This is a genomic window from Streptomyces sp. NPDC057623 (assembly GCF_042800355.1).
Classification (GTDB): Bacteria; Actinomycetota; Actinomycetes; order Streptomycetales; family Streptomycetaceae; genus Streptomyces.
In genome coordinates, this window is record NZ_JBHVGZ010000024.1 from 110,331 (window position 1) to 132,976 (window position 22,646).

General features: G+C 66.1%; 23 protein-coding genes, 1 tRNA gene and 1 pseudogene. 16 read left to right on the forward strand and 9 right to left on the reverse strand.

All coding sequences use genetic code 11. The annotated features are described in order from the left end of the window. Positions 1 to 50 precede the first annotated feature (50 nt). From ACFU95_RS24515 to ACFU95_RS24525, 3 genes are all read right to left on the reverse strand, one after another. Positions 51 to 1,028, reverse strand: a complete 978-nt coding sequence (locus tag ACFU95_RS24515) for an ArsA family ATPase (protein ID WP_383831324.1) — start codon at positions 1,026 to 1,028, stop codon at positions 51 to 53. Positions 1,029 to 1,309: 281 nt separating this feature from the next. Beyond that, complete coding sequence (locus ACFU95_RS24520) at positions 1,310 to 1,516, reverse strand: DUF397 domain-containing protein (protein ID WP_383831326.1); 207 nt, start codon at positions 1,514 to 1,516, stop codon at positions 1,310 to 1,312. Further along, entirely contained in the window at positions 1,513 to 2,352 is an 840-nt protein-coding gene (locus ACFU95_RS24525) for a Scr1 family TA system antitoxin-like transcriptional regulator (RefSeq protein WP_383831376.1), read from the reverse strand. Before ACFU95_RS24525 ends, ACFU95_RS24520 begins: the two co-directional genes overlap by 4 nt. A gap of 656 nt (positions 2,353 to 3,008) precedes the next feature. On the opposite strand from ACFU95_RS24525, the gene ACFU95_RS24530 reads away from it, so the two are divergent. The 5 genes from ACFU95_RS24530 to ACFU95_RS24550 all read left to right on the forward strand — a co-directional run bounded on the left by ACFU95_RS24530 (position 3,009) and on the right by ACFU95_RS24550 (position 6,851). Continuing rightward, positions 3,009 to 3,335: a hypothetical protein gene (locus ACFU95_RS24530; RefSeq protein ID WP_383831328.1), complete on the forward strand. Its 327-nt coding sequence runs from the start codon at positions 3,009 to 3,011 to the stop codon at positions 3,333 to 3,335. A gap of 662 nt (positions 3,336 to 3,997) precedes the next feature. Further along, positions 3,998 to 4,114: transfer RNA gene (locus ACFU95_RS24535), tRNA-OTHER, on the forward strand. Positions 4,115 to 4,231: 117 nt separating this feature from the next. Next, positions 4,232 to 5,083, forward strand: a complete 852-nt coding sequence (locus tag ACFU95_RS24540; RefSeq protein ID WP_383831330.1) for a radical SAM/SPASM domain-containing protein — start codon at positions 4,232 to 4,234, stop codon at positions 5,081 to 5,083. 20 nt (positions 5,084 to 5,103) lie between these two features. Next, positions 5,104 to 6,249: a methyltransferase type 11 gene (locus ACFU95_RS24545; protein WP_383831332.1), complete on the forward strand. Its 1,146-nt coding sequence runs from the start codon at positions 5,104 to 5,106 to the stop codon at positions 6,247 to 6,249. Between the two features lie 227 nt (positions 6,250 to 6,476). Beyond that, positions 6,477 to 6,851 carry an SH3 domain-containing protein gene (locus ACFU95_RS24550; protein ID WP_383831334.1) on the forward strand — a complete coding sequence of 125 codons (375 nt, stop codon included), beginning with the start codon at positions 6,477 to 6,479 and terminating at the stop codon, positions 6,849 to 6,851. 708 nt (positions 6,852 to 7,559) lie between these two features. On the opposite strand, the pseudogene ACFU95_RS24555 reads toward ACFU95_RS24550, so the two are convergent. Together ACFU95_RS24555 and ACFU95_RS24560 are read right to left on the reverse strand one after the other, a co-directional pair. Then, positions 7,560 to 8,309 (reverse strand): annotated as a pseudogene (locus ACFU95_RS24555) (transposase family protein). Between the two features lie 336 nt (positions 8,310 to 8,645). Beyond that, the gene (locus ACFU95_RS24560; protein ID WP_383831336.1) at positions 8,646 to 9,341 is read right to left on the reverse strand and encodes a TetR family transcriptional regulator; all 696 of its coding nucleotides are present in this window, start codon (positions 9,339 to 9,341) and stop codon (positions 8,646 to 8,648) included. Positions 9,342 to 10,103: 762 nt separating this feature from the next. On the opposite strand from ACFU95_RS24560, the gene ACFU95_RS24565 reads away from it, so the two are divergent. After that, the gene (locus ACFU95_RS24565; protein ID WP_383831337.1) at positions 10,104 to 10,436 is read left to right on the forward strand and encodes a hypothetical protein; all 333 of its coding nucleotides are present in this window, start codon (positions 10,104 to 10,106) and stop codon (positions 10,434 to 10,436) included. Positions 10,437 to 11,164: 728 nt separating this feature from the next. Here the strand turns inward: ACFU95_RS24565 and ACFU95_RS24570 are convergent. Further along, positions 11,165 to 11,968 carry a GntR family transcriptional regulator gene (locus ACFU95_RS24570; RefSeq protein ID WP_383831339.1) on the reverse strand — a complete coding sequence of 268 codons (804 nt, stop codon included), beginning with the start codon at positions 11,966 to 11,968 and terminating at the stop codon, positions 11,165 to 11,167. A gap of 273 nt (positions 11,969 to 12,241) precedes the next feature. On the opposite strand from ACFU95_RS24570, the gene ACFU95_RS24575 reads away from it, so the two are divergent. The 7 genes from ACFU95_RS24575 to ACFU95_RS24605 all read left to right on the forward strand — a co-directional run bounded on the left by ACFU95_RS24575 (position 12,242) and on the right by ACFU95_RS24605 (position 17,191). Continuing rightward, on the forward strand, positions 12,242 to 12,622 hold the full coding sequence (locus tag ACFU95_RS24575) for a hypothetical protein (protein ID WP_383831341.1): 381 nt from the start codon (positions 12,242 to 12,244) through the stop codon (positions 12,620 to 12,622). Beyond that, positions 12,622 to 13,083 (forward strand): hypothetical protein, encoded by a 462-nt coding sequence (locus ACFU95_RS24580; protein ID WP_383831343.1) that lies wholly within the window; start codon positions 12,622 to 12,624, stop codon positions 13,081 to 13,083. The genes ACFU95_RS24575 and ACFU95_RS24580 overlap by 1 nt, the downstream gene beginning before the upstream one ends. After that, positions 13,083 to 14,420, forward strand: a complete 1,338-nt coding sequence (locus ACFU95_RS24585) for an FtsK/SpoIIIE domain-containing protein (RefSeq protein WP_383831345.1) — start codon at positions 13,083 to 13,085, stop codon at positions 14,418 to 14,420. The genes ACFU95_RS24580 and ACFU95_RS24585 overlap by 1 nt, the downstream gene beginning before the upstream one ends. Further along, the gene (locus ACFU95_RS24590; protein ID WP_062723942.1) at positions 14,417 to 14,608 is read left to right on the forward strand and encodes a hypothetical protein; all 192 of its coding nucleotides are present in this window, start codon (positions 14,417 to 14,419) and stop codon (positions 14,606 to 14,608) included. The genes ACFU95_RS24585 and ACFU95_RS24590 overlap by 4 nt, the downstream gene beginning before the upstream one ends. A gap of 65 nt (positions 14,609 to 14,673) precedes the next feature. Continuing rightward, positions 14,674 to 15,015: an SH3 domain-containing protein gene (locus tag ACFU95_RS24595; protein ID WP_383831347.1), complete on the forward strand. Its 342-nt coding sequence runs from the start codon at positions 14,674 to 14,676 to the stop codon at positions 15,013 to 15,015. 174 nt (positions 15,016 to 15,189) lie between these two features. Further along, entirely contained in the window at positions 15,190 to 16,638 is a 1,449-nt protein-coding gene (locus ACFU95_RS24600; protein ID WP_383831349.1) for a replication initiator, read from the forward strand. Further along, entirely contained in the window at positions 16,628 to 17,191 is a 564-nt protein-coding gene (locus tag ACFU95_RS24605) for a hypothetical protein (protein ID WP_383831351.1), read from the forward strand. The genes ACFU95_RS24600 and ACFU95_RS24605 overlap by 11 nt, the downstream gene beginning before the upstream one ends. A gap of 80 nt (positions 17,192 to 17,271) precedes the next feature. Here ACFU95_RS24605 and ACFU95_RS24610 read toward each other — a convergent pair whose 3' ends face one another. After that, positions 17,272 to 19,029, reverse strand: coding sequence for a recombinase family protein (locus ACFU95_RS24610; RefSeq protein WP_383831352.1), 1,758 nt, complete (start codon positions 19,027 to 19,029; stop codon positions 17,272 to 17,274). A 7-nt stretch (positions 19,030 to 19,036) separates the two neighbouring features. Here ACFU95_RS24610 and ACFU95_RS24615 point away from each other — a divergent pair, with 7 nt between their 5' ends. The 3 genes from ACFU95_RS24615 to ACFU95_RS24625 all read left to right on the forward strand — a co-directional run bounded on the left by ACFU95_RS24615 (position 19,037) and on the right by ACFU95_RS24625 (position 20,592). Further along, positions 19,037 to 19,207: a DUF4177 domain-containing protein gene (locus ACFU95_RS24615; protein ID WP_369390941.1), complete on the forward strand. Its 171-nt coding sequence runs from the start codon at positions 19,037 to 19,039 to the stop codon at positions 19,205 to 19,207. Further along, positions 19,204 to 19,671: a RidA family protein gene (locus ACFU95_RS24620; RefSeq protein WP_383831354.1), complete on the forward strand. Its 468-nt coding sequence runs from the start codon at positions 19,204 to 19,206 to the stop codon at positions 19,669 to 19,671. The genes ACFU95_RS24615 and ACFU95_RS24620 overlap by 4 nt, the downstream gene beginning before the upstream one ends. A gap of 78 nt (positions 19,672 to 19,749) precedes the next feature. Then, positions 19,750 to 20,592, forward strand: coding sequence for a nucleotidyltransferase domain-containing protein (locus ACFU95_RS24625; protein WP_383831356.1), 843 nt, complete (start codon positions 19,750 to 19,752; stop codon positions 20,590 to 20,592). 75 nt (positions 20,593 to 20,667) lie between these two features. Here the strand turns inward: ACFU95_RS24625 and ACFU95_RS24630 are convergent, their stop codons facing one another. Beyond that, the gene (locus ACFU95_RS24630) at positions 20,668 to 21,498 is read right to left on the reverse strand and encodes an MBL fold metallo-hydrolase (RefSeq protein ID WP_383831357.1); all 831 of its coding nucleotides are present in this window, start codon (positions 21,496 to 21,498) and stop codon (positions 20,668 to 20,670) included. Positions 21,499 to 21,556: 58 nt separating this feature from the next. Next, positions 21,557 to 22,429, reverse strand: coding sequence for an NUDIX hydrolase (locus ACFU95_RS24635; protein WP_383831359.1), 873 nt, complete (start codon positions 22,427 to 22,429; stop codon positions 21,557 to 21,559). Between the last annotated feature and the right edge of the window lie 217 nt (positions 22,430 to 22,646).

The window sequence follows — 22,646 nt, forward strand, 5'->3', positions numbered from 1 at the left end:
CATCCCCTGCTTCCGACGTACCGCGTACGGCTCCCGACTTGTGAACGGACTCACGTCAGGCCCTGTTCCCGCAGCTCGCCCGCGAGTTCGTACAGACCTGCCAGGTCCATGCCCTCGGCGAACAACGGCAGTTCGTGCACCGGCAGCCCCAACTCGTCCAGGACCGCCCGCTGCTCGTGCTCCAGCGCGTACCGCTCGGCGTACTCGTCGGCCTGTGTCAGCAGCGGATCCACCAGCTTCTCGGCGTTCCCGCCGCGCCGCGCCCCGCCGAGCCCGGCCGAGGACAGCGACTTGGCGACGGCCACGCGCGGCACACTGCGTACGAGTTCCAGGTCGGCCGCGTCCAACACCTCGGGCCGCACCATGTTCACGATGATCCGGCCCACCGGAAGCCGCGCCGCCTCCAGCTCGGCGAGGCCGTCCGCGGTCTCCTGGACGGGCATCTCCTCCAGCAGTGTCACCAGGTGCACGGCCGTCTCGGACGACTTCAGCACCCGCATCACGGCCTGCGCCTGATTGTGTATCGGCCCGATCCTGGCGAGCCCGGCGACCTCGTCGTTGACATTGAGGAAGCGGGTGATGCGCCCGGTCGGCGGCGCGTCCATGACGACACAGTCGTAGACGAACCGCCCGGCCTTGTCCTTGCGCCGCACGGCCTCGCAGGCCTTGCCAGTGAGAAGGACGTCTCTCAGCCCCGGCGCGACGGTGGTGGCGAAGTCGATGGCGCCGAGCTTTTTCAGGGCCCGGCCCGCGCCGCCCATCTTGTAGAACATCTGGAGGTAGTCCAGAAGGGCCAGTTCGGGATCGATGGCGAGGGCATACACCTCCCCGCCCCCAGGAGCGACGGCGATCTTCCGCTCCTCGTAGGGCAGCGCCTCTGTTTCGAAGAGCTGCGCGATGCCCTGCCTGCCCTCGACCTCGACGAGAAGCGTCCGCTTCCCCTCGGTGGCGAGGGCGAGGGCGAGCGCGGCGGCGACCGTGGTCTTTCCGGTCCCGCCCTTGCCGCTGACGACCTGGAGCCTGCTCACACCTTCGAGCCTAACCAGTCGCCGCGCGAGTCACGCGGCAGCCTGTGGACAACCTGAGAGCAGTCGGCCGCATGGCCCCCTCCGGGCAACGGATAAAGTCGGCCACATGACCAAGTGGGAATACGCAACCGTGTTGCTACGTACCGGGTCATAAGATACCGCAGACGCCCCGGACAGCACACGGCTTCGGCGGCGCCCATGGCGGGTCGGCACAGAGGAGAGCCCCGCCAGACGAAGGGATGCCTGACGGGGCTTCAGTGCCGGCGTATGCCGGGATGCCATCACACAGTGCCGAAGGCTCCGGCCTTGACGCCTGTAACGAAGGACGTGAACGCGTCGGTGGGGACTTCCAGAACCGGACCGCCGAGGTTCTTGGAGTCACGGACGGGGACCACTCCGGGAATGCCGTAAGCGACCTCGACGCAGGAACCGCCGCTGCCGCTGTAGGAGGACTTGAACCAGGTCAAGGGGAGGGAGTCGGTCGTCACGGTGTGCCCTTTCGTACCTGCTCGATCATGGCCACTGATTCCGCCTGGGAAAGTGCTTCGGCCTGTAGTTGATGGTAGGCCCTCACCAACGGCAGTACAGATGTGATCTCCCTGTCCAAGTGCCCGTTGGTCTCAGACTCAACGTAGGACATGACGGAGCGGTCGGGCAGAGTCAGCAGATTAACCAGCCGGTTGAACGGCCGGCGCTCGCCGAGGGAGTAGGGGGCCAGTTGGAGTGCCGTGTCCGGCTGGTCAGCGAACTCGATCAGACGGGTCAACTGACTCTCCATGATGTCCGCTCCTCCGATGGGTCGCCGGATGCAGCTCTCATCCAGGACAACGATCACCATCGGTGGGGGACGTCGTACCAAGGCCGCTTGCCGTTCCACCAGAAACTCAACGCGCTCAGCGGCTTGTTCGCGGCTGAGCGTGCCCCGCTTCACGTGACCTTCTTCGATGGCTCTTGCGTATTCCGGTGTCTGGAGCAATCCGGGAATCACTCCTACATCAAACAGCCGGATCTCTGCTGCGCGAGCCTCCTGTCCTAAGTACTCCGGGAAGCCCTCCAGCAGGCTGCCATTTCGGATCTCGCCCCACGCGCGTTCGAACGAGTCGGCGGTCCCACTGAGCCCGAGAAGAGTGTCCAAGCTCCGCGAGAAGCGGAGAGTTGGCGGCTTGCGGCCCGTTTCAACCGCCGAAATATGTCTTCCCGAGTAGCCCACTTGGACAGCCATCTCGTCCTGGGTCCAGCCGCGTGCCTCCCGCGAGCTGCGAAGACGCGCTCCGTACGCCGCTTGGGGCGAGGCGTCCGGGTTCAACTCCTTCAGGTTTACCAATGTGCCCTCCGTTTCTGGAACGTTGAAGACACGGTGACTGTAGGCCACGCTGAATCTGCTTGGTAGTGGAAGCGCTACGGAGAGGAGCGGTTGTGTCCGATCAGGGGACGGCTCCGCCCCAGACTGACGAGGCGGCGGAGCGGGAAGCACTCAGGATCGAGTTCTGGCGAAGTGCCCCGGCGTGGGTGCCTCGGACCGGTTACACGGATCCAGCACCCAGGGTGCTGCGTGATGTTGAGACCGGGCTCAAGGGATTGCTGTGAGTGCGGGCGTGGGTACCGACGCGCAGCAGCGTGAATACACGACGTACGCGCCCAAGGGTGAGAAGTGCCGTAGGTGTCACAAGCCGTTTCTGAGTCTTGAGCTCGTGCGGCGCGTGACGCCGTTCGGTATCGCTACCGGTCGCCCCTACGTGCACCCGGAGTGCCCCACTGCGGCCAAGTCATGACGCCTTCAGGGAGGCGTCTCGGTGGCCGCTCCAGCCTTCCCGGTCCAGGCCCGGTTGAGGGCGCTGAGCGGCCCTCGGACGGGAACTGGTGGATGGCGCTTGGGGGCACGCGCGACTTGGCGTCGGGTGTGATCGCGTTTCCTTGCGGATCGCTCCCGCCGTGCCGCCTCCCGGAGTGCCGACACTGCAAACAGAGAGGGTGTGCACCATGACGTGTGGTACCGGGCTGGACGTGCCCGAAGGGATGCGTGCGGCAGCGTTGGAGTTCGCGGACGGGTTGCCGGACGAGGCGCCGTTGCCGGTCTCCGTGGCATGCGAACTCGACAAGCATGACGACGGCGAACACGTCGCGCGTTTGCGGAACTTGAACGAGGGGGCCGTGTGGGTCATGTGGGAGGGCGACGGCATCACAGTGCAGCCCATCGCCGACTGCGAGTCGTACCGTCCGTCACAGGACGGCAGTTCCGTGGCCGGCGCGCTCTGTGGGCTGCCTGCCGCGCATCGGGGCGGCCACACGTGGGAGCGGTGCGCGTGACCTCGAAGGAGACTGCCGTGGTGACTTCCGCCGGCGCTATGGGACGGACCGACAACCGATGCTGACTGACCTGACGACGCCTGGTCCGGGGTCTGTGGACCCGGAACGCTGCGTCATGTGCGAGCGGCTGCGCGCCGTGCTCCAGGCGGTCGTGCTCCTGGGTGATCCGCAGGCAGCGGGCAACCTCGTGCGCGCCGCACACGCGCACATGATCCATGGCCACCCGGACGACCGGCGGACGCAACGTGCTGTCCCTGAGCAGACCTCACGAAGGGTGGCCTAGCGGTGACCAAGTGGCCTCCGCAACTGGACTACCGCGCGACGGGTACCCATCGGCGATTACGTACCTGGCGCTTCAGTGCCGACGGCCCCTTCTGGGGCGGGGTGCTGCTCCTGGTGATCTGGGGATCGGCAGTGACCGTGATCGTGTCAGCCATCGCGAGTGGATCCAGTTCCCCCTGAGCCCCCGCTCTGGCCGGATGACCCCTCCCCCCTGATCTCCGGCCAGGGCGGGTTTCACTTCCTCTGTCGGTGGTCCTGGTGGGCGATCCCCAAGCAGGTCCCGCGTTGACCGATGGAGGGCCCGTGAATCACAGCCGAATCGCGAAACCCAACGGCCGCGTCGGCTGTCATCCGGTCCGACCCCGGACACGGGCGTCCATCCCCTTGTAGCTCAGTCAGGAAGAGCCTCCCCGCTCCTTGGGGCGACTTGACGTCGCTGGCGCGCGAGACCACCGCAGCGCCCGGGAGAGACCCCGGTTCGAGTCCGGGCAAGGGGACTGCTCGCCCTTGGTGGATCAATCCGCCACGGGCTCTTGAGGCGATCGGACGCCGCCAGAGCCCGGCACGTCAGTGCACGACACGACACGAAGGAGAGTGTGGCTGTGACCGTGATCATGGAGAGGTCTGTAAGCGCCCCCGTGGCGGGGATCGAGTCTCTTGAGCTGGAACTCACCGGCAAGTGCCAGCTCACCTGTACGCACTGCCTGTCCGAGTCCAGCCCTCAAGCCACGCACGGCTCCATGACTCCGCAGAACTGGCGCGAGGTCATCACGGATGCTGCCGCGCTCGGCATCCGAACCGTTCAGCTCATCGGCGGAGAGCCGACTGTCCACCCGCACTGGCAGGAGTTCACGGAACTCGGACTGTCACTCGGGCTGCACGTTGAGGTGTACTCCAACCTGTTCCATGTGGCGCCACAGTGGTGGGAGCTGTTCGAGCGGGACGGCGTGACGCTGGGAACCAGCTACTACAGCAGCGACCCCGACGAACATGACAAGATCACTGGCCGACGGGGGAGTTACGCCCGTACCCGGAGCAACATCCAGGAAGCGGTCACCCGGGGAATCAGGGTGCGCGTCGGGATCGTGGACATCCTGCCTGGGCAGCACGTCGCCGAGGCACGCGCGGAGTTGGCTTCCATGGGCGTGCAGCACATCAACACGGATCGAGTGCGCGCCGTCGGACGGGCGAAACTGCCCGGAGTCGCGGCGACCCTGGACGAGATGTGCGGGCGGTGCACCCGTGGCCGCGCGGCGATTCTGCCCAACGGCGACCTCGCCGGCTGTGTCCTGGCACGCGACTTCCCAGCGGGCAACGTGCAGAAGGTCCGTCTCGCCGAGCTGCTCGGCGGTCCGCAGTGGGCGGAACTCTCGGCGAGGATCCCCGCTCCGCGCGCTGCCTGTACCCCGGACGACTCCGGCGACTGCGATCCCGCGAACACCGAAGCGTGTGACCCTGCGTACTGACCACTGAAAGGCTCGGCAGCATGGAATGGAACGAGCAAGCGGAACGGCTCGCGCACCGGGTGACGGATCCTGATTCCCGATGGCTGGAGCCTGTGGCCCGCGTTCCTCGCCATGAGTTGGTTCCTCGCTGGTGGGAGGTGGACGACTCGGGGGAGTGGGTGCTGCGGGACGGTCCGAGCGATCCGGTCGCCTGGGCGGAAGCCGCTTACGCCGATCGGTCCTTGATCACCAAGGTAGGCAGGCTCCATGCTGACTTGGCGAAACCCGGTGATCAGCCTTCAGGTGTGCCCACTTCGTCTGCCACGCTGCCGAGCCTGGTCGTGCGCATGCTCCGACACGCACGGCTCGGAGACGGGCTTCCCCTCCTGGACCTGGGAACGGGAGCCGGCGGGCTCACCGCGTACGCATCACATCGCATCGGCGACCAGTGTGTGTGGAGTCTGGACGTGGACCCGTACCTGACGAGCGCGGCGGGCGAACGGCTGGCTTCCATGGGCTACCACCCGCAGCTCCTCACGACAGACGCCACCGAGCGTGTGCCTGGCAAGTACGAGCGGATGGTGTGCACTGTGGCGCTTCCGCCTGGCCCTGGGCTTCGGGCCGTTCTCGCAGCACTGGTGCCTGGGGGACGCGTCGCAACAACCCTTGCGCGGACTTCCCTGATCGTGACCGGGTGGAAGCATCCGAATGGGGATGTGGTCGGTCGGGTCGAACGGGACATGGCGGGCTTCATGCTCACCCGGTCCGGCGACGACTACCCACCCGCCCTCACGGAGCTGTTCTCCCTCGCCCGCACAGCCGAGGGACAGAAGAGAAGCACCGGGCGCTACCCCGTGGCGGACGTGGCCAATGCATGGGAACTGCGATCCATGCTGGAAGTCACCACACCGGGTGTTGAACTCGGCTACGAGACACACGGCCGGACTCGGACCGCATACCTGGTGCACCCGGACGGTTCATGGGCGCGCGCGTCCGCTGAGTGGACCGACTCGCCGGAAGTACACGAGGGCGGCCCGCAGCGACTCTGGCAGGCGCTGGAGCGCATCCGGAACAGACTCAACACAGAAGGAGTGTTGCCGCTGCTCGGGGCGGACGTAAGGATCACACCCGACGGTGTGTGCCACCTGTCACGCGGGCGGTGGCGGGCAACTATGGGCGCCGGCTGAGGCCCGGTCCCTGCTGCCGCTGAAAGCGTCTCCGCCCTCTGCCGTGCTCTGTGGCAGAGGGCGGGGCTCTGCCTTCCGTTCTGTGGACACACTCTCGACTCATGCGGATAAGTGGTTGACATCAGCGTGGTTCGCATCTGATGCTGACAACTCATCCGGATGAGTGTCTGGCTCCGTGGAAGCGGATCCAGACCGCTCGCACTGTTTCGAGCGAAGGGAAGTTGATCATGGGTCGTAAGGTTCTGCGGTCGCTGGTTGTGTCTGGTGTGATGGTGGCCGGCATCGGCCTGGTGGGCGCCTCGGCGGCGTCGGCGGTGGTTCCGTCGGGTCCGTCCGGGGTGGCGGTGAGTGCGCCGGCTCCGTTGTCGGCCCACGGTGCGGTGACCGAGTCCGTGAATTACGCGACGACGCGCACGGCGACCGTGGATGGGCTGCGGGTGCGCATAGGGCCTGGTACCGGCTCGGGGATCCTCGGCCAGATATACGCGGGTGAGCCGGTGCAGGTCATCACGTCTGCGCGGGACAGTGGCGGCCAGCGCTGGGCCCTGCTACGCGACGGACGGCGCTACGAACCCACCCCGCCCAACACTCTCGCGGCTTGACAGACCGCATTAGGAATCACTGTTAGCCTGCTGATTTATCGTTCGTTTATCGCTCCATGGTCAGCTCAGTGCTGACTTCGATGGCGACGGCGGCTCGGGCTACGCCTACTGCATCCAGACCCGCGAGCCCGACCTGCCTGCCGCGATCGACAACGACGCCGAGAGTGCGAGATCCGCCTACCTCCGCTAAGGGCTTGCAGGGAACCATCAGGGGCTGGCGGCCCAACACAGCGATGAAGGGAACAAGTATGAAGCGGTGGCGTACCGTAATGGCAAGGATCGGCATTGCCGCAATGATCGTCGGCGGCACGATGTCTGTCTCTGCGCCGCCTGCAGCGGCACACATGTGGTGGACCGTAGGACATAACATGTCTTATGACAAATGCCATAAGTTGGGCAAATACGACGTGGCCCATAATGGCGTCATCTCTTACGATTGCGTAGACATCGGCTACACGGGGGGGAATATGTACCTCCTTGATCGTAGTTGCGCAAAGGCATTCCAACCCATCGACGGAAATAGCCCCACTTGTAGTGCTGTTCGCTCAAAATACAAGCTCGAAGAATTTGACTGACGTATGTCGCTCGTGTCCGCTGCACGTCTCCAGGCTTCAGTGCACCCAATCGAATTCCGCTGAACCGCTGCGGGCACATCTTGACTGGATCCCGCCTTCGCATAATGGCCCGTCTCTTGATCAGTGAGCTCTTTCAGAGCTGCCGCTCCAAAGTGAGGACTGCCGCGGAGATGGACGGCATTCGATTCGGACTGCACCGGGACCTGCGGAAGATCCGCCACGACTTCAGTCGTGCGACGCCACGCTCGACCGGCGCCCGTGCTGTGGACAGCGCTCGGTTGACGGTGTGCTGGGTCGGTGTGAGGTCGCGGCCCGGCGGGCGTCTGAGAGGTGTCGTCACCCAGAGGCCGGCTCCCATGTAGGCGCGGTCGGCGAGGATGGGAACGCCCTGGCGTTCGCAGATCCGGATGATCCGGTGGGTGCGGGCCGCAGTGAGATCGTGCACGCGGCCGGGCAGCGTCGGCGAGATTCATAGCAGCTGCCCGACCGGGTCGGTCACCACCTGCACGTTCACCCCGTGTCGGCGGTGTTTGTGGGAGAAGTCGGCCCGGCTGTCGCCAACGCGGTCGCACTCGGCCAGGGTGCCGTCGAGCAGGACGTAGTCCGGGTTGGCCTCGCGCAAGGCGCGCAGCAGGCCAGGTGCCCTCTCTGCGAGCAGATCGACGACGGCTGCCGTGTATGCGTGGGCGGTGCCGACGGAGATGCCGAACCCGGCAGCGAGCTGGGCGAGGGTGTCGTGCCGGCGCAGGTACACCAGGCCGACCAGGGCACGCTGGTGCGGCGGGAGCTTGCAGCGGCGGTCACCCTCGCGGGTGACGATGAGCATGGTGACCCACTCGACCAGGGCGTGGGGCAGATCGAGTGCGGCAGAATACGGAACCAACGCGGCTCCTGTGCCTGTGGGGTGAGACTTCGAACACCTCCTCCAACGGCACGGGAGCCTCGTGCGTTTCGGGCATCGACCCCGTCACCCGTTCAGTGGCCACGCTGAAAGAGCTCAGTAGCTCGCTAGGGGAGGCCAGCCCCTTCCTGGTTTCGACCGGCAGGGGGCCTCTTGCTCGGTCACGTCGGGTGTCATGCGGGGGCATTGTGTGCGTTGCGCGCAGGGCAGTCAGTTGCACACGTGTCCCCATGCGAGCCACACCATGGAATGGAATTGCTAGTTTCGAACCGGTAGCAGCTTTAGCTGTCGCGCGACCATATCCGGCGAGCGTCGCAGTTACGTCATGTCGCCGGACGGTGAAGCATTCTTTCGTTCAAGGTGGGCTGTATAGAGTCGCCGGCCCCGGTCCGCAGAGAAGTCAATTTCTGGCAGGGTGCCGGGATGCGCAATCGCGCTCATGAGGTTCATATACATTCGGGCAACTCTTTCTTCGACGTTGTCCAAGTGCCCGTCAACTGCCTCACTGGTGAGTACAAGGCCGGCCCATGCGCCTGCAATTTGGTAAGCCTCTTCGGTGGGAGTTACTCCCGCTCTCAGTTCGCCTCTGCGTTGGGCCTCGGTCAGCTGGTCGGTGTTAACTGTGATCCAGTCGGGCCAGGGCGTTCCGTAGGTGTCCCGTGCGTTCTTGTGGATGGACAGGCGCAGGGCTGCCCGTAGGCCGGCCTCCTCGGTGATTCTGTAGGCAAGAATTGCGCCGGTGTCTACCACTTCTTGGAGCTTGAGTTCCTGCGGCTGTAGTCCCTCCCTGGTTAGTGTTGCTTCAAGGATGGCCACTGCCAGGTCCAGTCTTCCTCCTGGGAAATGGAAATAGAATCCTCCCTTGTTTGTTCCTGCGAGTTCGATGATTTCGTTGATCGCCGCTCCTTCGTATCCTTTCTCTTCGAAAAGCAAGCCCGCTGCGGACATGATTTGCTGTCTGGTTGATTTGGCGCGCTGGGACTGTCGACGGCGCGGTTTCTGAGGCTCGTTCATCTGTTCTCACCTTCAGGGTGAAATTTGGGTCTGGATGTAATTGGGCGCGGGTGCTTCCGAGCGTTGCGCCAGAGGTCGGACCTGGTCGGCAGGCTGAGAGGTGCTGGCTAAGCAGGAGTAAGGCCCGGACTCGTGAAGGTGTCGTGGCTGAAGGTCGGTCCTTGTGCAGGTCTGGGGCGCGAACAAGGGCACTGCCGACCGGGTGGAGAACCGGCTTTGATCGCCGACTGCGTCAACTGCGTTCACCTGTACCGGAATTGCTTCGACCTTCCTTGGTTTGACTCCGTAACCGGTGAGCGGAAACCGGGATACCTGACAGGTCTTCAGAAATGCCGTGCTTGACGTCGTCGAGGATAGGGCCCCACACTTGGCGCGTCTAGAACAGACCGTGCGGTTCTTTTTCGGTGGGCAGGTGGACCTGTGTGGGCGACGTGCTTCGTCTCGGCAGGGCGGCGAGCTGCGGTAGCCGTTGGTGCACAGACGCCCCCTCGCTGGCCTGCTGAGACTGGCTGTGCCGGTGGTGCGAACCTCCTGTGGCAGGGTCCTGGCGTTGAGTGCCGCGCCGATCCCGGCGCTGGCCACGGAACAGACTGTTTGGTCGCTTAAGGGGTGACGGTGCGCAGCCGTCCTTACGGAAAGTAGTGGGTTGGAAACCGGGTGAGAGTGGGCTCGCTTCCCGGAATTCTCTGGATGAACGTTCGAGTGGGCAAGGATTGTCGGCTGCTGTGACCAGCGCGGCCGTGGCTGGAGTGGGTTTGCGCAATGAATGACACATCGTCGGACGGGGGCTTTGGCGGTGCGGACGATGCGATATTCGTTCGCGAAATGGACTACGTGCCGCCTTGGCGGGAAGCCAACGAAGTTGCCGAGGAGTTGAACGCGGCCATGGCGGCGCTGGGTGTGGACGTGCGCATGGTGCGGGCCGTGGCGCACGTGGGTGCCCACGGGGAACCGAGGGTGTGGCTCCGCCTGGAGGGCGCGCGGCTGGTCGCCCGGAGACTGCGTGGGGCGGCGGCCATGAGGGCGGCGCGGGTGGTGGAGTTCCAGCGGATGGCGGATGAGAGGGAAGGGGAGTTACAGGATGGGGCGGCATGACGTCTGGCGGACGGCTGAGGGTTCGCATGTGTGGATCGAGACGGACCGGCGTGGTGAGTTCATCCGCTGCGAAGGGTGCCCGCGTCCGATCCTGATCACGGGGTTCGGTCCGGCACGGTTCGCGGCGAAGAAGCACGCTGACACCTGCCGGCAGTAGGGGCCAGCGGCATCGGGGCGAGCGTTCGCCGGCACATGGCTGGAGGTCGGTGCGGTACCCCTCGACGGGGGAAGGGTGCTGATCACGTGCGTGGTGACTTCACGCGCGCATGGGCATGAGCCACGACGAAACCCGCATTCGCGCGTGAGGTTGCCACGCTGGGCGGGGTCCAGGGGCGCGCTATAGCGTCCCTGGTACCACCGGCCGGAACCGGGTTTGTCACGGCGTTGCGTGCCATGGTGGGGGTGCGCGGGTGTCCTTGGTGAACCCAGCGTGGCCGGACGGAGTTGGCGCCCGTGACGGGAAGCGCGGACCCCGCTCTCCTGGCTCGGATCGCTCGTGGCTGACGGGGCACACGGTGAAGCCCCTCGCGACGATTCCGCGGGGGGCTTCTCTGCTTGGTGGGGCTGTGGTGGCGGTCGGGCGGCTGGTCGTCCGGACGGGACCGGCCGGAGGCCGCATGCCCGGCCGAGGCGGCCAGAGCCGCCCGGCGCGCCGTAGGCGCGCCCTTGAAGCAAGTAAAGAGAAGTTACGCCGATCGGGAGGGGCGCTTGAAGCAAGTAAAGAGAAGTTACGCCGATCGGGAGGGGCGCTTGGCGGCGCGCTTGGCGGGGGCCTTCGTCGGCGTCACGGGGAAGACGAGCTGACAGGTGGCGGCGGGTGCCTTCAGCTCCTCGCACAGCAGCGGGCGGTCCTGGTCGGCGTCGGCGGTCACGCGGTAGGCGATCAGCAGGGGGCTGGCGTCGCTGAGTCCAAGTGCGGTGCGCTCGTCCGGGAAAGGAATGCGAGCGGTGACGTGTTCGGTGAACGACAGGCTGAGTCCGGCGTCGGCAAGCTGCTGGTACAGCTCGGCTACTTCGGCGTCGGGCTGCTCGGCGAGGGTGGGAACCTTGGCTGCGGTGGCGAGCGGGATCAGGACCCGGTGGGCCATGCGGGCGCCGGTTGCGGGGTCGTACAGGGTGCGGTCCACGTTGATGGCGTCCTGGTCCTGCTGGTCCAACAGGGCTGCCGGGCGGCCTTCCAGCGTGCTCCTGCTGACAGCGGGCGCCTCCGCCTCCGTGGCCTCGGGAAGGCTCCAGCTCCCCTTCGTCGTGCGCTGGATGGACCGTTCAATGCGGGTTGCGGGAAGTCCGCCGGCAAAGGCCAGGACGATGCTCCCCTTGCCCTGCTGCGACTCGACCAGTCCCATGCTGCGCAGCTCGGCGATGGCGGTGCGTACGGTGTGCTTGCCGACCCCGTACATCTCGACCATCTGGCTCTCGGACGGCAACAGTTCGCCGGGCTGGTAGCGGCCTCGGCGGATGTCGTTGGCCATGCGCTGAGCGATCTGCATGTACATGGACGGGGCGCGTTCGATGTGCTCTCGGGCTGGCATGGCTGGGTGTCCTTCTGAGGTCGGCGGCAGATAGTTCACGGGGTGCTCGACGTCTGTGCGGTCAGTCGTCGTGCCGGGGGCTTGTCAGTGGGGCGTGGTATAGGCGGGCGCAGATGCACTCATGAGGATAAGTGGTGTGCCGTCTCACGTATACCCGGCCCCACACATCCGGATAAGAGGTTGACCTGATTTCGCTGTCCAAGTAATGATGGTCACCCCAGCTCATCCGGAGAAGTGGATGTGTGGGTGAACTCTGAAGTGAGGTGGATTCCCTTGGAAGACAAGCCGATCGAGGTCGGGCGGTTGGGTGCGATTCGTTGCCTGATCGCGCCGGAGCCGCGTACGACGCTGGAGGGTGAACAGCGCAGGGACCGTGAGGGCAACCCGTTGTGGATCACGGGGCTGGTCGTCCGCCAGTTGGAGGGGCGGCGGCTCGATGAGATCCACGTGACCACCGTGGGGCAGCCGCAAGGGCTGACGGAGGGCGGTGAGGTCAAGGTCGCGAATCTGTGGGCTCGTGACTGGGCGCTGGAGGGCCGGACCGGTACGAGCTACCGGGCTGACGCGATCACGCCCGCGACGGGCTCGGGCGGCGGTTCGGTGCCGGCTGCTCCGGCTTCCGGGTCGCGCGGGAAGTCGGCGGGTGATTCCTGATGAGCCGTCCCTTCTACAACGTCAACGGTCCTCAGGGCGACGGTATGGCCTGCGTGCTGTGCGGGGCCGACTTCCTCAAGGACAAGATCACGTCCGTGGAGGTGGGCCACAACCCGCTGGACGACGGGTCGGTGTACGCCTGCAAGGAACCGTGCGCGCGGCTGCTCGCCGAGGATGCCGAACGCATGGCCTTGGAGATGCGGGTGGTGGCCGGTCTGGACGACGTGGACGTGCCCGTGGGTGACGACGACCCGGTGTTCTGCGTCGACGGTCACTTCGGGTCATTGCTGCGGGACCTGCGGACACTCGCCGGGACCGAGGCGCTGTTGGCCACGTCCGACGACAACACCACCATCCGCTTCCTCCTCTCCTTGACGGCCCGTCATGCCGAGACGGCCATGATGCGCGCGCGGCTCGTGCTGGCGCGCACCAAGCCGGGCGCCAGGGACGGTGACGCCTGATGCCGGCCTCCCTGGTGGTGTGGATCCTGACGGCGCTGATCATCGTCGGTGTGCTCACGCAGCGCTGGTGGGAACCGCGTCTGGAGGCGCGGGGTGTCCCGGTGCTGCGGTGGCCGTGGCGCTGGTGGCTGGCCGGCTACCCGGGCACCGCACTGAGGATCGTGTCGACCTGGCGGCGGCTGGCCTACCTCAACGGGCTGTCGGTGAGCACGCACCCGACGAGCCGGGTGATCGGCCGTGATCTCGTGGTGCAGGGGCAGGCACTCAAGCCGAAGCCTCCCCGGCTGTCCTGGCCGGTGCCGACAGCTAACGGGCTGAAGCTGCGAGTGCTGCTGCATCCGGGACAGACCCCGGCGCCGTACTACGCGGCGGCCCGTGCCATGGAACACACCTGGCGCGTGCACAGTGTCCGGGTCACCTCGCCTCGCCGGGGACAGGTGGTCATCGAGGTCACCGCCGCTGATCCACTGACCGGTGACGTCCCTTCGAGCCGTTCGCCGGGCCATGTGCTCATGGCGGCTGACGTGGGCCGATTCGAGGACGGCGGCCCGTGGCTGATCGACCTGCGGCGCGTTCCTCACTGGCTCATCACGGGGGCCACGCAGTCCGGCAAGTCCTCGCTCCTGGCGGCACTGGTGCTCGCGCTGGCGCCCCAGCCGGTCGCCCTGGTCGGCATCGACTGCAAGGGCGGCATGGAACTCGGGCTGTTCGGCGGACGGCTGACCGCTCTCGCCACTGACCGGACACAAGCACTCGGCGTGCTGTCCGGCCTCACCGACGAGATCCAGGCGCGGATGCGGTGGTGCCGCACCTGGGGCAAGCGGTCCGTCTGGGAGCTGGACGAGGAACAGCGGCCGGTGCCACTCGTCGTGATCGTCGACGAGCTGGCAGAGCTGTACCTGACCGACGGCTCCCGCGAATCGAAGGATGTGGCGGAGCAGTGCGGAACCCTGCTGCTGCGCATCGCCCAACTCGGCGCGGCGCTCGGCGTCCACCTGGTCATCGCCGGACAGCGGGTCGGCTCCGACCTCGGCCCCCGCGTGACCGCACTGCGCGCCCAGCTCGGCGGACGCGTCGCCCATCGTGCCCACGACGCGGCGTCGGCCGAGATGACCTTGGGCGACATCAACCCGGACGCCGTGATCACCGCGCAGAACATCACCGAGGACGAACAAGGCGTCGCCGTCATCGCCACGGGCGGCCGGTGGATGCGCGCACGCTCCCGTCCGGTCTCCACCGCCGAGGCGGCCGAGATCGCCCGGAGCGATCCGCCCCAGGATCCGTTCCTGACCCAACCCGACCCCGTCACCTTCCAGAAAGGAGGAATCGCGGCATGACACAGACACATATCTGGGTCATCGACTCATTCCTGTTCCTGTACGTCGTCCTGACCTCACGGTCACGCGAAATCCGGGCCTATCAGGCAACACTGATCGCCCTCTTCGGATTCCTTCTCGCCGGGACGCCATTCGCCTATCCCGTGTGGGCAATCGTCAAGGCAATCGGAAGCCTCTTTTTCGGCTGACGCCGGAAAAGAATCCCAGGGGTGGCACAAGGTTGCCCCGAAATTTCTCTCAGAGGAGAAATGAAATGAAGCTCCGTCAGAACCTTACCCGTTCCCTTGCGGCAAGCTCGCTCGGCCTGAGCGTCATAGGGGCCGGTATAGCCACCGCCCCCGCCGCTTCGGCAGCGTCCTTGCCCAAGGCGTGCGACTGGGAATGGGCTTGGCCGCAGCCGAACAAGGCTACCGCCGCTGTAAACCTGCGGAAGGGGGCGGGCATCAAGTATACCTCTCTCGGAATCCTGCGAAAGGGCACTCGATTTACCGAGTACTGCAACAAGGAATTCAAGTGGGACTACGGAAAGGTCGCCAGTGGGCCGAACAAGGGTAAGTGGGGCTGGGTCAAGTCCGAATATCTTGACCCGCAATAAGAGCAAGTGGGGCTAGACGAGTTACGGCTGCCTGCTCCCGTAGAGAACTGACCACCTGTCGCACTCCATTCTCTTCTGGCTGATCAAAGCCGAGTCGAATTCGCAGCCGAGGCAAGCCGAAAAGAGAGTTGACCCATGAACGTCGCGCCTATCCCTCGCGAAAGGGGGCCACCTGTGTATCCGATATCGGATAAGGCGCGGCGCTCAGTCCTCAATGAGGCTGAGCGTCTGCGCCTTCTTTCTCCCACCGAGCGCGACCTTATCCGGCTCGTCCACGAACCCGGATTCCCGCGCTGGCTCGAACAAATTAAATCTATCGGCGGGTGCGCCCACCCCATCTACCTAGCCGGGCGCACTACAACCCGCGACGCGATTACCGGCGAGGTGCTGAGGCACTACGACACCGGTGACGATCCCGGCGGCCGTATGCCGGTCCGCTGCCGCAACCGCCGAGAGACGCGCTGCAAACCGTGCTCCTACCTCCACGCGGGCGACACCTTCCACCTGGTCCGCTCCGGTCTCCTGGGCGGCAAGGGCGTCACGGACGGCGTGCAGCGTCACCCCCGGCTCTTCGTCACCCTCACTGCCCCCTCCTTCGGCGCGGTGCACCGTGCCAGCACCCCGGACAGGGCTGTATGCCGCCCTCGACGGGACGGCGGAGTCTGCGAACACGGGCGGCCCCTCGGCTGCGGCCAAAAGCACGCCGACACGGATTCTGCGGTGGGCCAGCCGCTCTGCCCGGACTGCTACGACTACACCGGACACGTTCTCTGGCACGCTTCCGCCGGCGCCCTGTGGAACCGCTATTGCCACATGCTCAGGCGGCATCTGGCGACCGCCGCAGGAATCACACAAACCCGCCTACGCGAACACCTGACGGTGTCCTTCGCGAAAGTCGCCGAATACCAGAAGCGCGGGGCCGTGCACTTCCACGCGGTGATCCGCCTCGACGGACCCGACGGACCTTCCTCGCCCGCGCCACTGTGGGCCACGACCGAACTCCTTGAACGCGCCGTGCGGTCGGCTGCCGACCAAATAGAGGTACATACGCCGTACTCCCCGGCGACCGGTGAACGGGTCGTCAGATGGGGAAAACAGCTCGACGTACATCCGATCCGCAGCGACGCATTCACCGAATCATCGGCAGTCACCGACAACGCCGTTGCGGCCTACGTCGCGAAATACGTCTCCAAGAGCGTCGGCGACGCGGGCGGCATCGACTACCGCATACGCGACTTCGACAGCATCCGCCTCGCCCCAGTCAATGCCCACCTGCGCGCCCTCATGGCTGCCTGCTGGCGCCTGGGCGGCCTTGCGGATCTGGAAGAACTGAAGCTCCGGGCTTGGGCTCACGCGCTCGGATACCGGGGCCACATCCTCACCAAATCCCGTCAGTACTCCACCACATACGGAGCACTCCGCGCCGTGCGAGCGGATCACCAGGGCGGCGGCCTCTTCGCCCAGGAGGGCGAAGACACCGTCACTGAATCTGCCTGGCGCTACGTCGGCTCCGGCCACTCCCCGGCCGAAGCGGACTTCGCAGTCGGAATAGCCGAAGACCTAGCCGCCCTACGCGAATTCAGAAGAGACATGATCGCCGAGGGGTGGAAGTATGCCACCTAAGGATTATGTGGGGGTGATCCTCTTCGGGCGCAGGAAAGGCAATCGGCCTGAACCGTTGGATAGGTGGCGTTTGGCGAGTGAGGACAAAACGGTGAGGGATCGGCTTGAGGGCGTGCTGAATAGTGGCCGCTTTCGAGTCCTGCTGGACAGCGCGGATTCCGTTCAGCTAGAGATGGTGCAATGGGATCAATCCGGAGTGATTCATCATTGCGACGGGGCCGTGATCCTTTCACCCGCAGAAAGGATAGGAACTCCATGCGGATGTCCCCTCGAAATTGAGAAACGGAAGAACTGTGCGGCGAATGGGCTGGGTCCGCAACCGGGTGTGAGAGTCGAATTTCGGATTGCCGACTGTCCAGAGGTGGGGACCTTCGCCTTTAGGTCGAGCTCCTGGGCCTTCTTTGGTGCGGCAGTTGCACTTAAGAACGAGCTGGCTGGAAGAGGTGGGAGAGTATTGTGTAATCTCTTTATTGAAGCTGTTGAGTTGAGGTCGACGGGCGGTGCCTTTCTCACCCATTTCCAGCCACTGATAGCGGCTGTGGAGTCGCGATAATAAACAGAAAGGGGTCTCAGTCGCATCACGTCGACTGAGACCCTCGGCGGTCACTGTCGCTAGTTATGGCGCGTCACGGTTCATGAACGGTCATCGTTGTCTTTTGGTGAAGTCATCCAATGGATTGTTGTCCGGGCTCGAACCTCCGACCGTGCATTCTTTCCACGTGACTTCTCGTGAGGTAGAGCCTTGCGAATTACGATCTTCTTGATGAAGCACGCCACGAAATCCCGCCGTTCAGCAAGGTCGGCACTGTGCCACCAGGACCCGGGGCCTAGCGGATCCGCTAGAGGATCTTCCAGGTTCAGCCATTCTCCGATCGGCAAGACAGGGGAATCGAGGGAGGCGATTTCCGCGATTCGTTGCTCTGCTCCTGCCATTCTGGCTTCTTGTGTCGCAACTTCCTTCGCGAATCGGTTGCGTCCGATCTCGTTGCCCATGTACGAAACTTGCATGTCGTACAGCGTTTCAAGAGCTCGTACAGCGTCGGCCCGTTCCACTAGTAGCGTGGCGCGTTCCTGGGCACGCTCCGGCGCCTCCTGCTTCATCCCGTACAGCTCTGTAGCTGCCCTGATGATTTCGAGCGACTCCGGGTTTTCTTCTGCTGTTTGGATCACCGCGAAGATGCGCCGGGCTACGTAGTCGTCCAGCGAATAATGCGAGATCGATACCCCCCCTTCGTGTTCGCCGTTCTTGGGCCGCACGCCTCGCTGGCGAGAGCAGGAATACGAACCTCCTCGCGGCTTCTTGGAATTACCGCCGCCCATAGGGCGTGTGCATTCGCATTCCAGGATTTCCTGTGAGCTGAGCAGTGTCGAAATTCTGCTCTCCCATTTCCGCTTCGGGCGCTTGTCCAGCCATGCTTGTAGCTCGTACCAGTCTGCCGGGTCGAGAATCGGTTTCCAGGATTTAACCGGATGGCCCATTTCATCTCGTACGATCTTGTGGCCGACGACCTTCAGTTTCTCTGGATTGCTTTTCTGGGGTTCGTAAATTGGCTCAGTATGAAAACCGGCCACATGCGGATGTCGAAGAATTCGCATGAGAGTTCCAGTGTGCCACTGCCCGTTTTTCGTCTTCTTTCCGCGAGAGGCGCCTTGCGTCGGGATGTCGTCGCGATTGAGTTGTGCAACGATGTTTCCGACACTGCCTGGCGCTTCGCGGCCAATCACGGTAGCGCTTGGAACGTGCTTGTGGAGCTTGATGGTTTCCCACACGTCCCTGATGACCTTCGCCTCGTCCTCTTCGGTCTCAAGAAGCTGTACGGCAACCGGCTTTCCTTCGTGGTTCGTGCGGATCTCTTCCCTGAGTTTCCGTCCGTACGGCGCCTTTCCACCGACGTAGCCGCCCAGTTCGCGGGCTGCCCTTGCTGTGTCCTTGACCGCGATGCTCTTGTTCTTGCTCTCCTGGTGAGCGGCGTCGAGACGCATGATCAGATGGATCAGGTCCATCAAGTTGCCCTTGCGAAACTCGCCTTCAGTGACGCTGACGAGCACAACACCGAGGTTCAGCAACTCGGTGACGATCGGGATCGCGTCCAAGGGCTCCATGCGAGACAGCCGCGACACGTAGTAGACGATCACCATGTTCACGCGCCCGGCGCGGCAGTCGTTGAGGAGTCGCTCGAACTGGGGGCGGGTCTTGCCGTTGAAGGCGGAGATGCCGATGTCCTCGTAGTGTCCGCACCACACGGCGTTGCCGGGAAGTTGGTCGTACCGGGCCTTGTTAGCGGCACGCTGGGAGGCCGGGCTAGCCTCGCTCTTGTTCCCACGGGCGGCTGATTGCCGCACGTAGCTCGCCGCGTGAGTTGTCATGCCGCTCACGACTTCAGGAAACATGGGGTTCATGGTGTCACCCGTTAAGTATGAGTACGCAACCGTGCCGCTGCTCGTCCACGCCACGAAGCAGATTCTGGACACCTGGGGCGAGGACGGCTGGGAGCTCGTCCAGGTCGTGCCCGGGCCGAACAACCCCGAGCAGCTCGTGGCCTACCTGAAGCGGGAGAAGCAGGCGTGAGCGCGGTCGAGGCGAAGCTCGCCGAGCTGGGTCTGAAGCTTCCGGCGGTCGTCCCTCCGCTGGCCGCGTACCAGCCGGCGGTCCAGTCGGGTGTGTACGTCTACACCGCCGGCCAGCTCCCGATGGTGGAGGGCAAGCTCCCGGTCACCGGCAAGGTGGGCGCGGAGGTCACCCCCGAGGAGGCCAAGGAACTCGCCCGTGTCTGTGCCCTGAACGCCCTCGCGGCCGTGAAGTCGGTGGCGGGTGACCTGGACCGCATCGCGCGCGTGGTGAAGGTCGTGGGCTTCGTGGCCTCGGCCTCGGACTTCACCGGTCAGCCCGCCGTCCTCAACGGTGCGAGCGAACTCCTCGGCGAGGTCCTCGGCGACAAGGGCGTCCACGCGCGCAGCGCGGTGGGCGTGGCCGTGCTTCCGCTGGACGCGCCGGTGGAGGTCGAGGTTCAGGTGGAGCTGACGGGGGCGTAGGCCTTCGGCGGTGGGGACGGCGTGTCGCAGCCTGCCTGGATCCTCCGGGCGGGCCGCACATCAGGGCACAGTGGCCTCATGGCCGAAACCGTTCTCAGCAGCGGGCCCGAGAGCGGGCCCGACAGAGGGCTCGACGCCCAGGGATTCATCGCGCGCGAAGGGTCCCTCGGGCGTGTTCCCCGCCCGTTCCGGCCCGTCGTCGCAGCCGCGCGGGACCGCCTGCTCGACGTGTTCGGGGCGCGGCTGGACAGCGCCTACCTCTACGGGTCCCTTCCGCGCGGCACCGCGCGTGTGGGGCGCAGCGACCTGGACCTGCTGGTCGCCCTGCGCGAGGAGCCGACCGAGGCGGACCGGGCGGACGCGCGCGTGCTCGACGAGGGGCTGGACGACGAGTTCGCGCAGATCGACGGGGCCGGGACGCTGCTGTACAGCCGCGGACGGCTGCTGAGCGATCTGGAGACCTACGACCTCGGATGGTTCGTCGCCTGCCTCTGTACGCCCCTGCTCGGGGCCGATCTCGCCGAGTGCCTGCCGCGCTACCGGCCCGACGCGCTGCTCGCGCGGGAGACCAACGGCGATCTCGCCCTCCTGCTGCCCCGCTGGCGGGAGCGGATCGCCGGGGTCGATGACAGCGAGGACGCACGCAGGCCGCTCGTGCGGTTCATGTCGCGGCATCTGGTGCGGACCGGGTTCACGCTGGTCATGCCTCGCTGGGGCGGATGGACCAGCGATTTGAGGGAGATGGCGGAAGCCTTCGGGGCGTACTACCCCGTGCGGGCCGAGCAGATGCGGACGGCGGCCGTGCTCGGGTACGAGCCGACGGGCGACGCGGGTGTACTCCGGTCCCATGTCGATGATCTCGGGCCGTGGCTCGCGCAGGAGTACGCGCGCGTGCACGGCGTCAAAGCGCCGCGGCCCTGATGAGCGGCGCTGGTGAGCGGCCTCAGATGACGTGCGGGGCTCGGGGGCCCGGGAACTTGGCAGTTCGGGCGCTCGCTAGATGAGGCCGTGCTCCTCCAGATAGTCCAGCTGCGCCCGTACCGACAGCTCGGCCGCCGGCCACAGGGAGCGGTCCACGTCCGCGTACACGTGGGCGACGACCTCGGCCGGTGAGCCGTAGCCGTCCTCGACGGCCGTCTCGACCTGGGCGAGGCGGTGGGCGCGGTGGGCGAGGTAGAACTCGACGGCGCCCTGGGCGTCCTCCAGGACGGGGCCGTGGCCCGGGAGGACGGTGTGGACGCCGTCGTCCACCGTGAGGGACCTGAGCCGCCGCAGCGAGTCCAGGTAGTCGCCCAGGCGGCCGTCGGGATGCGCCACGACCGTCGTGCCGCGGCCCAGGATCGTGTCGCCGGTCACGACCGCGCGGTCGGCCGGGAGGTGGAAGCAGAGCGAGTCGGCGGTGTGGCCCGGCGTCGGAACGACACGCAGTTCCAGTCCGCCGACGTTCACCACGTCCCCGGCGGCGAGTCCCTCGTCGCCGAGGCGCAACGCCGGGTCCAGGGCACGCACGTGCGTGCCGGTCAGTTCGGCGAAGCGTACGGCGCCCGCGGCGTGGTCCGGGTGACCGTGCGTGAGCAGGGTCAGGGCGATGCGCTTGCCGGACTTCTCGGCCATCGCGACGACGTTGCGCAGGTGTCCCTCGTCCAGGGGGCCGGGGTCGACGACGACCGTCAGGTCGGAGTCCGGCTCGGAGAGGAGCCAGGTGTTGGTTCCGTCCAGGGTCATCGCGGAGGGGTTGGGCGCGAGGACGTTGACGGCGCGGGGGGTGGCGGGGCCGGTGAGGACTCCGCCTCGCGGCTGGCCGGGGAGGGCTGCTGCGTCCGTCATACGAGGGGGCCTTCCAGAGCTGTGGGCGGTGCCGGTGTCGCGGGTACTGCGGGCGTGGTCATGCGGGGGCCTGGCCGGTCGGGATGTGCTTGGTGAACTCGTCGTGGCCGGGCCAGGACAGCACGATCTCGCCGTCCTCCAGGCCGGCTCGCGCCAGGACGGGCGTGAGGTCGCGGTCGGGGGCGGCGGCGAGGGCGTGCGCGGCGGTGTCGTACGGGATCAGCTGACGCAGCGTCGCGATGGTGGGGGGCATCATCAGCAACTCGCCCTTGTCGTACGAGGCGGCGGCCTCCGCGGGGCGGATCCACACCGTGCGGTCGGCCTCGGTGGAGGCGTTGCGGGTGCGTTGGCCCTCCGGGAGGGCGGCGACGAAGAACCACGTGTCGTAGCGGCGGGGTTCGAACTCCGGGGTGATCCAGCGGGTCCAGGCGCCCAGGAGGTCGGAGCGCAGGGCCAGGCCGCGGCGGTCCAGGAACTCGGCGAACGACATGTCCCGGGCGACCAGGGCCGCGCGGTCCGCCTCCCAGTCCTCGCCGGTGGTGTCGCCCACGACGGTGTCGTCGGTGGGCCCGGCGAGCAGGACGCCCGCCTCCTCGTACGTCTCCCGCACGGCCGCGCAGACGATCGCCTGAGCCGTCGCCTCGTCGACGCCCAGCCGCTGGGCCCACCACGCGCGCGTGGGGCCCGCCCAGCGGATCTGATGCTCGTCGCGCGGATCGACGCCGCCGCCGGGGTAGGCGTACGCCCCACCCGCGAAGGCCATGGACGCGCGGCGGCGCAGCATGTGCACGGCAGGACCGGCTGTGGCTTCGGCGTCCCTGAGCAGCATGACGGTGGCCGCGCGCTTGGGGACGACGGGGGTGAGACTCCCGTCCGCGAGCGCACGGATGCGGTCCGGCCACTCAGGTGGGTACCACTGCCCGTTTGCCATGGGCGGAGGCTATCTCCTGGTGCGCGGATGTTCGAGGGGTGGCCGGGGTGGGTGCCTCCGGCTGGTGGGGCGGGTGGGGTGCCTGCCGTGGTCTGTTGCTGGTGGGTGGGGGTGCGCGTCTGTGCCTGCGGCGCCTGTGCGGGTTCGGTGGGGGCTCGTGGAGCGCGGGGGCGTGAGGTTGTGGGTCGGGGCCGCGTCGGGGGGTGTCCGTCCTCGG

Excerpts from the sequence above, each read along its gene's own strand:
- ACFU95_RS24585 (WP_383831345.1), top strand. The coding sequence starts at position 13,083 with ATGCCGGCCTCCCTGGTGGTGTGGATCCTGACGGCGCTGATCATCGTC.
- ACFU95_RS24570 (WP_383831339.1), bottom strand. The coding sequence starts at position 11,968 with ATGCCAGCCCGAGAGCACATCGAACGCGCCCCGTCCATGTACATGCAG.
- ACFU95_RS24615 (WP_369390941.1), top strand. The coding sequence starts at position 19,037 with ATGGTGTCACCCGTTAAGTATGAGTACGCAACCGTGCCGCTGCTCGTC.
- ACFU95_RS24560 (WP_383831336.1), bottom strand. The coding sequence starts at position 9,341 with ATGAACGAGCCTCAGAAACCGCGCCGTCGACAGTCCCAGCGCGCCAAA.
- ACFU95_RS24635 (WP_383831359.1), bottom strand. The coding sequence starts at position 22,429 with ATGGCAAACGGGCAGTGGTACCCACCTGAGTGGCCGGACCGCATCCGT.
- ACFU95_RS24580 (WP_383831343.1), top strand. The coding sequence starts at position 12,622 with ATGAGCCGTCCCTTCTACAACGTCAACGGTCCTCAGGGCGACGGTATG.
- ACFU95_RS24595 (WP_383831347.1), top strand. The coding sequence starts at position 14,674 with ATGAAGCTCCGTCAGAACCTTACCCGTTCCCTTGCGGCAAGCTCGCTC.
- ACFU95_RS24565 (WP_383831337.1), top strand. The coding sequence starts at position 10,104 with ATGAATGACACATCGTCGGACGGGGGCTTTGGCGGTGCGGACGATGCG.
- ACFU95_RS24540 (WP_383831330.1), top strand. The coding sequence starts at position 4,232 with ATGGAGAGGTCTGTAAGCGCCCCCGTGGCGGGGATCGAGTCTCTTGAG.
- ACFU95_RS24605 (WP_383831351.1), top strand. The coding sequence starts at position 16,628 with ATGCCACCTAAGGATTATGTGGGGGTGATCCTCTTCGGGCGCAGGAAA.
- ACFU95_RS24530 (WP_383831328.1), top strand. The coding sequence starts at position 3,009 with ATGACGTGTGGTACCGGGCTGGACGTGCCCGAAGGGATGCGTGCGGCA.
- ACFU95_RS24630 (WP_383831357.1), bottom strand. The coding sequence starts at position 21,498 with ATGACGGACGCAGCAGCCCTCCCCGGCCAGCCGCGAGGCGGAGTCCTC.
- ACFU95_RS24550 (WP_383831334.1), top strand. The coding sequence starts at position 6,477 with ATGGGTCGTAAGGTTCTGCGGTCGCTGGTTGTGTCTGGTGTGATGGTG.
- ACFU95_RS24545 (WP_383831332.1), top strand. The coding sequence starts at position 5,104 with ATGGAATGGAACGAGCAAGCGGAACGGCTCGCGCACCGGGTGACGGAT.
- ACFU95_RS24610 (WP_383831352.1), bottom strand. The coding sequence starts at position 19,029 with ATGTTTCCTGAAGTCGTGAGCGGCATGACAACTCACGCGGCGAGCTAC.
- ACFU95_RS24625 (WP_383831356.1), top strand. The coding sequence starts at position 19,750 with ATGGCCGAAACCGTTCTCAGCAGCGGGCCCGAGAGCGGGCCCGACAGA.
- ACFU95_RS24590 (WP_062723942.1), top strand. The coding sequence starts at position 14,417 with ATGACACAGACACATATCTGGGTCATCGACTCATTCCTGTTCCTGTAC.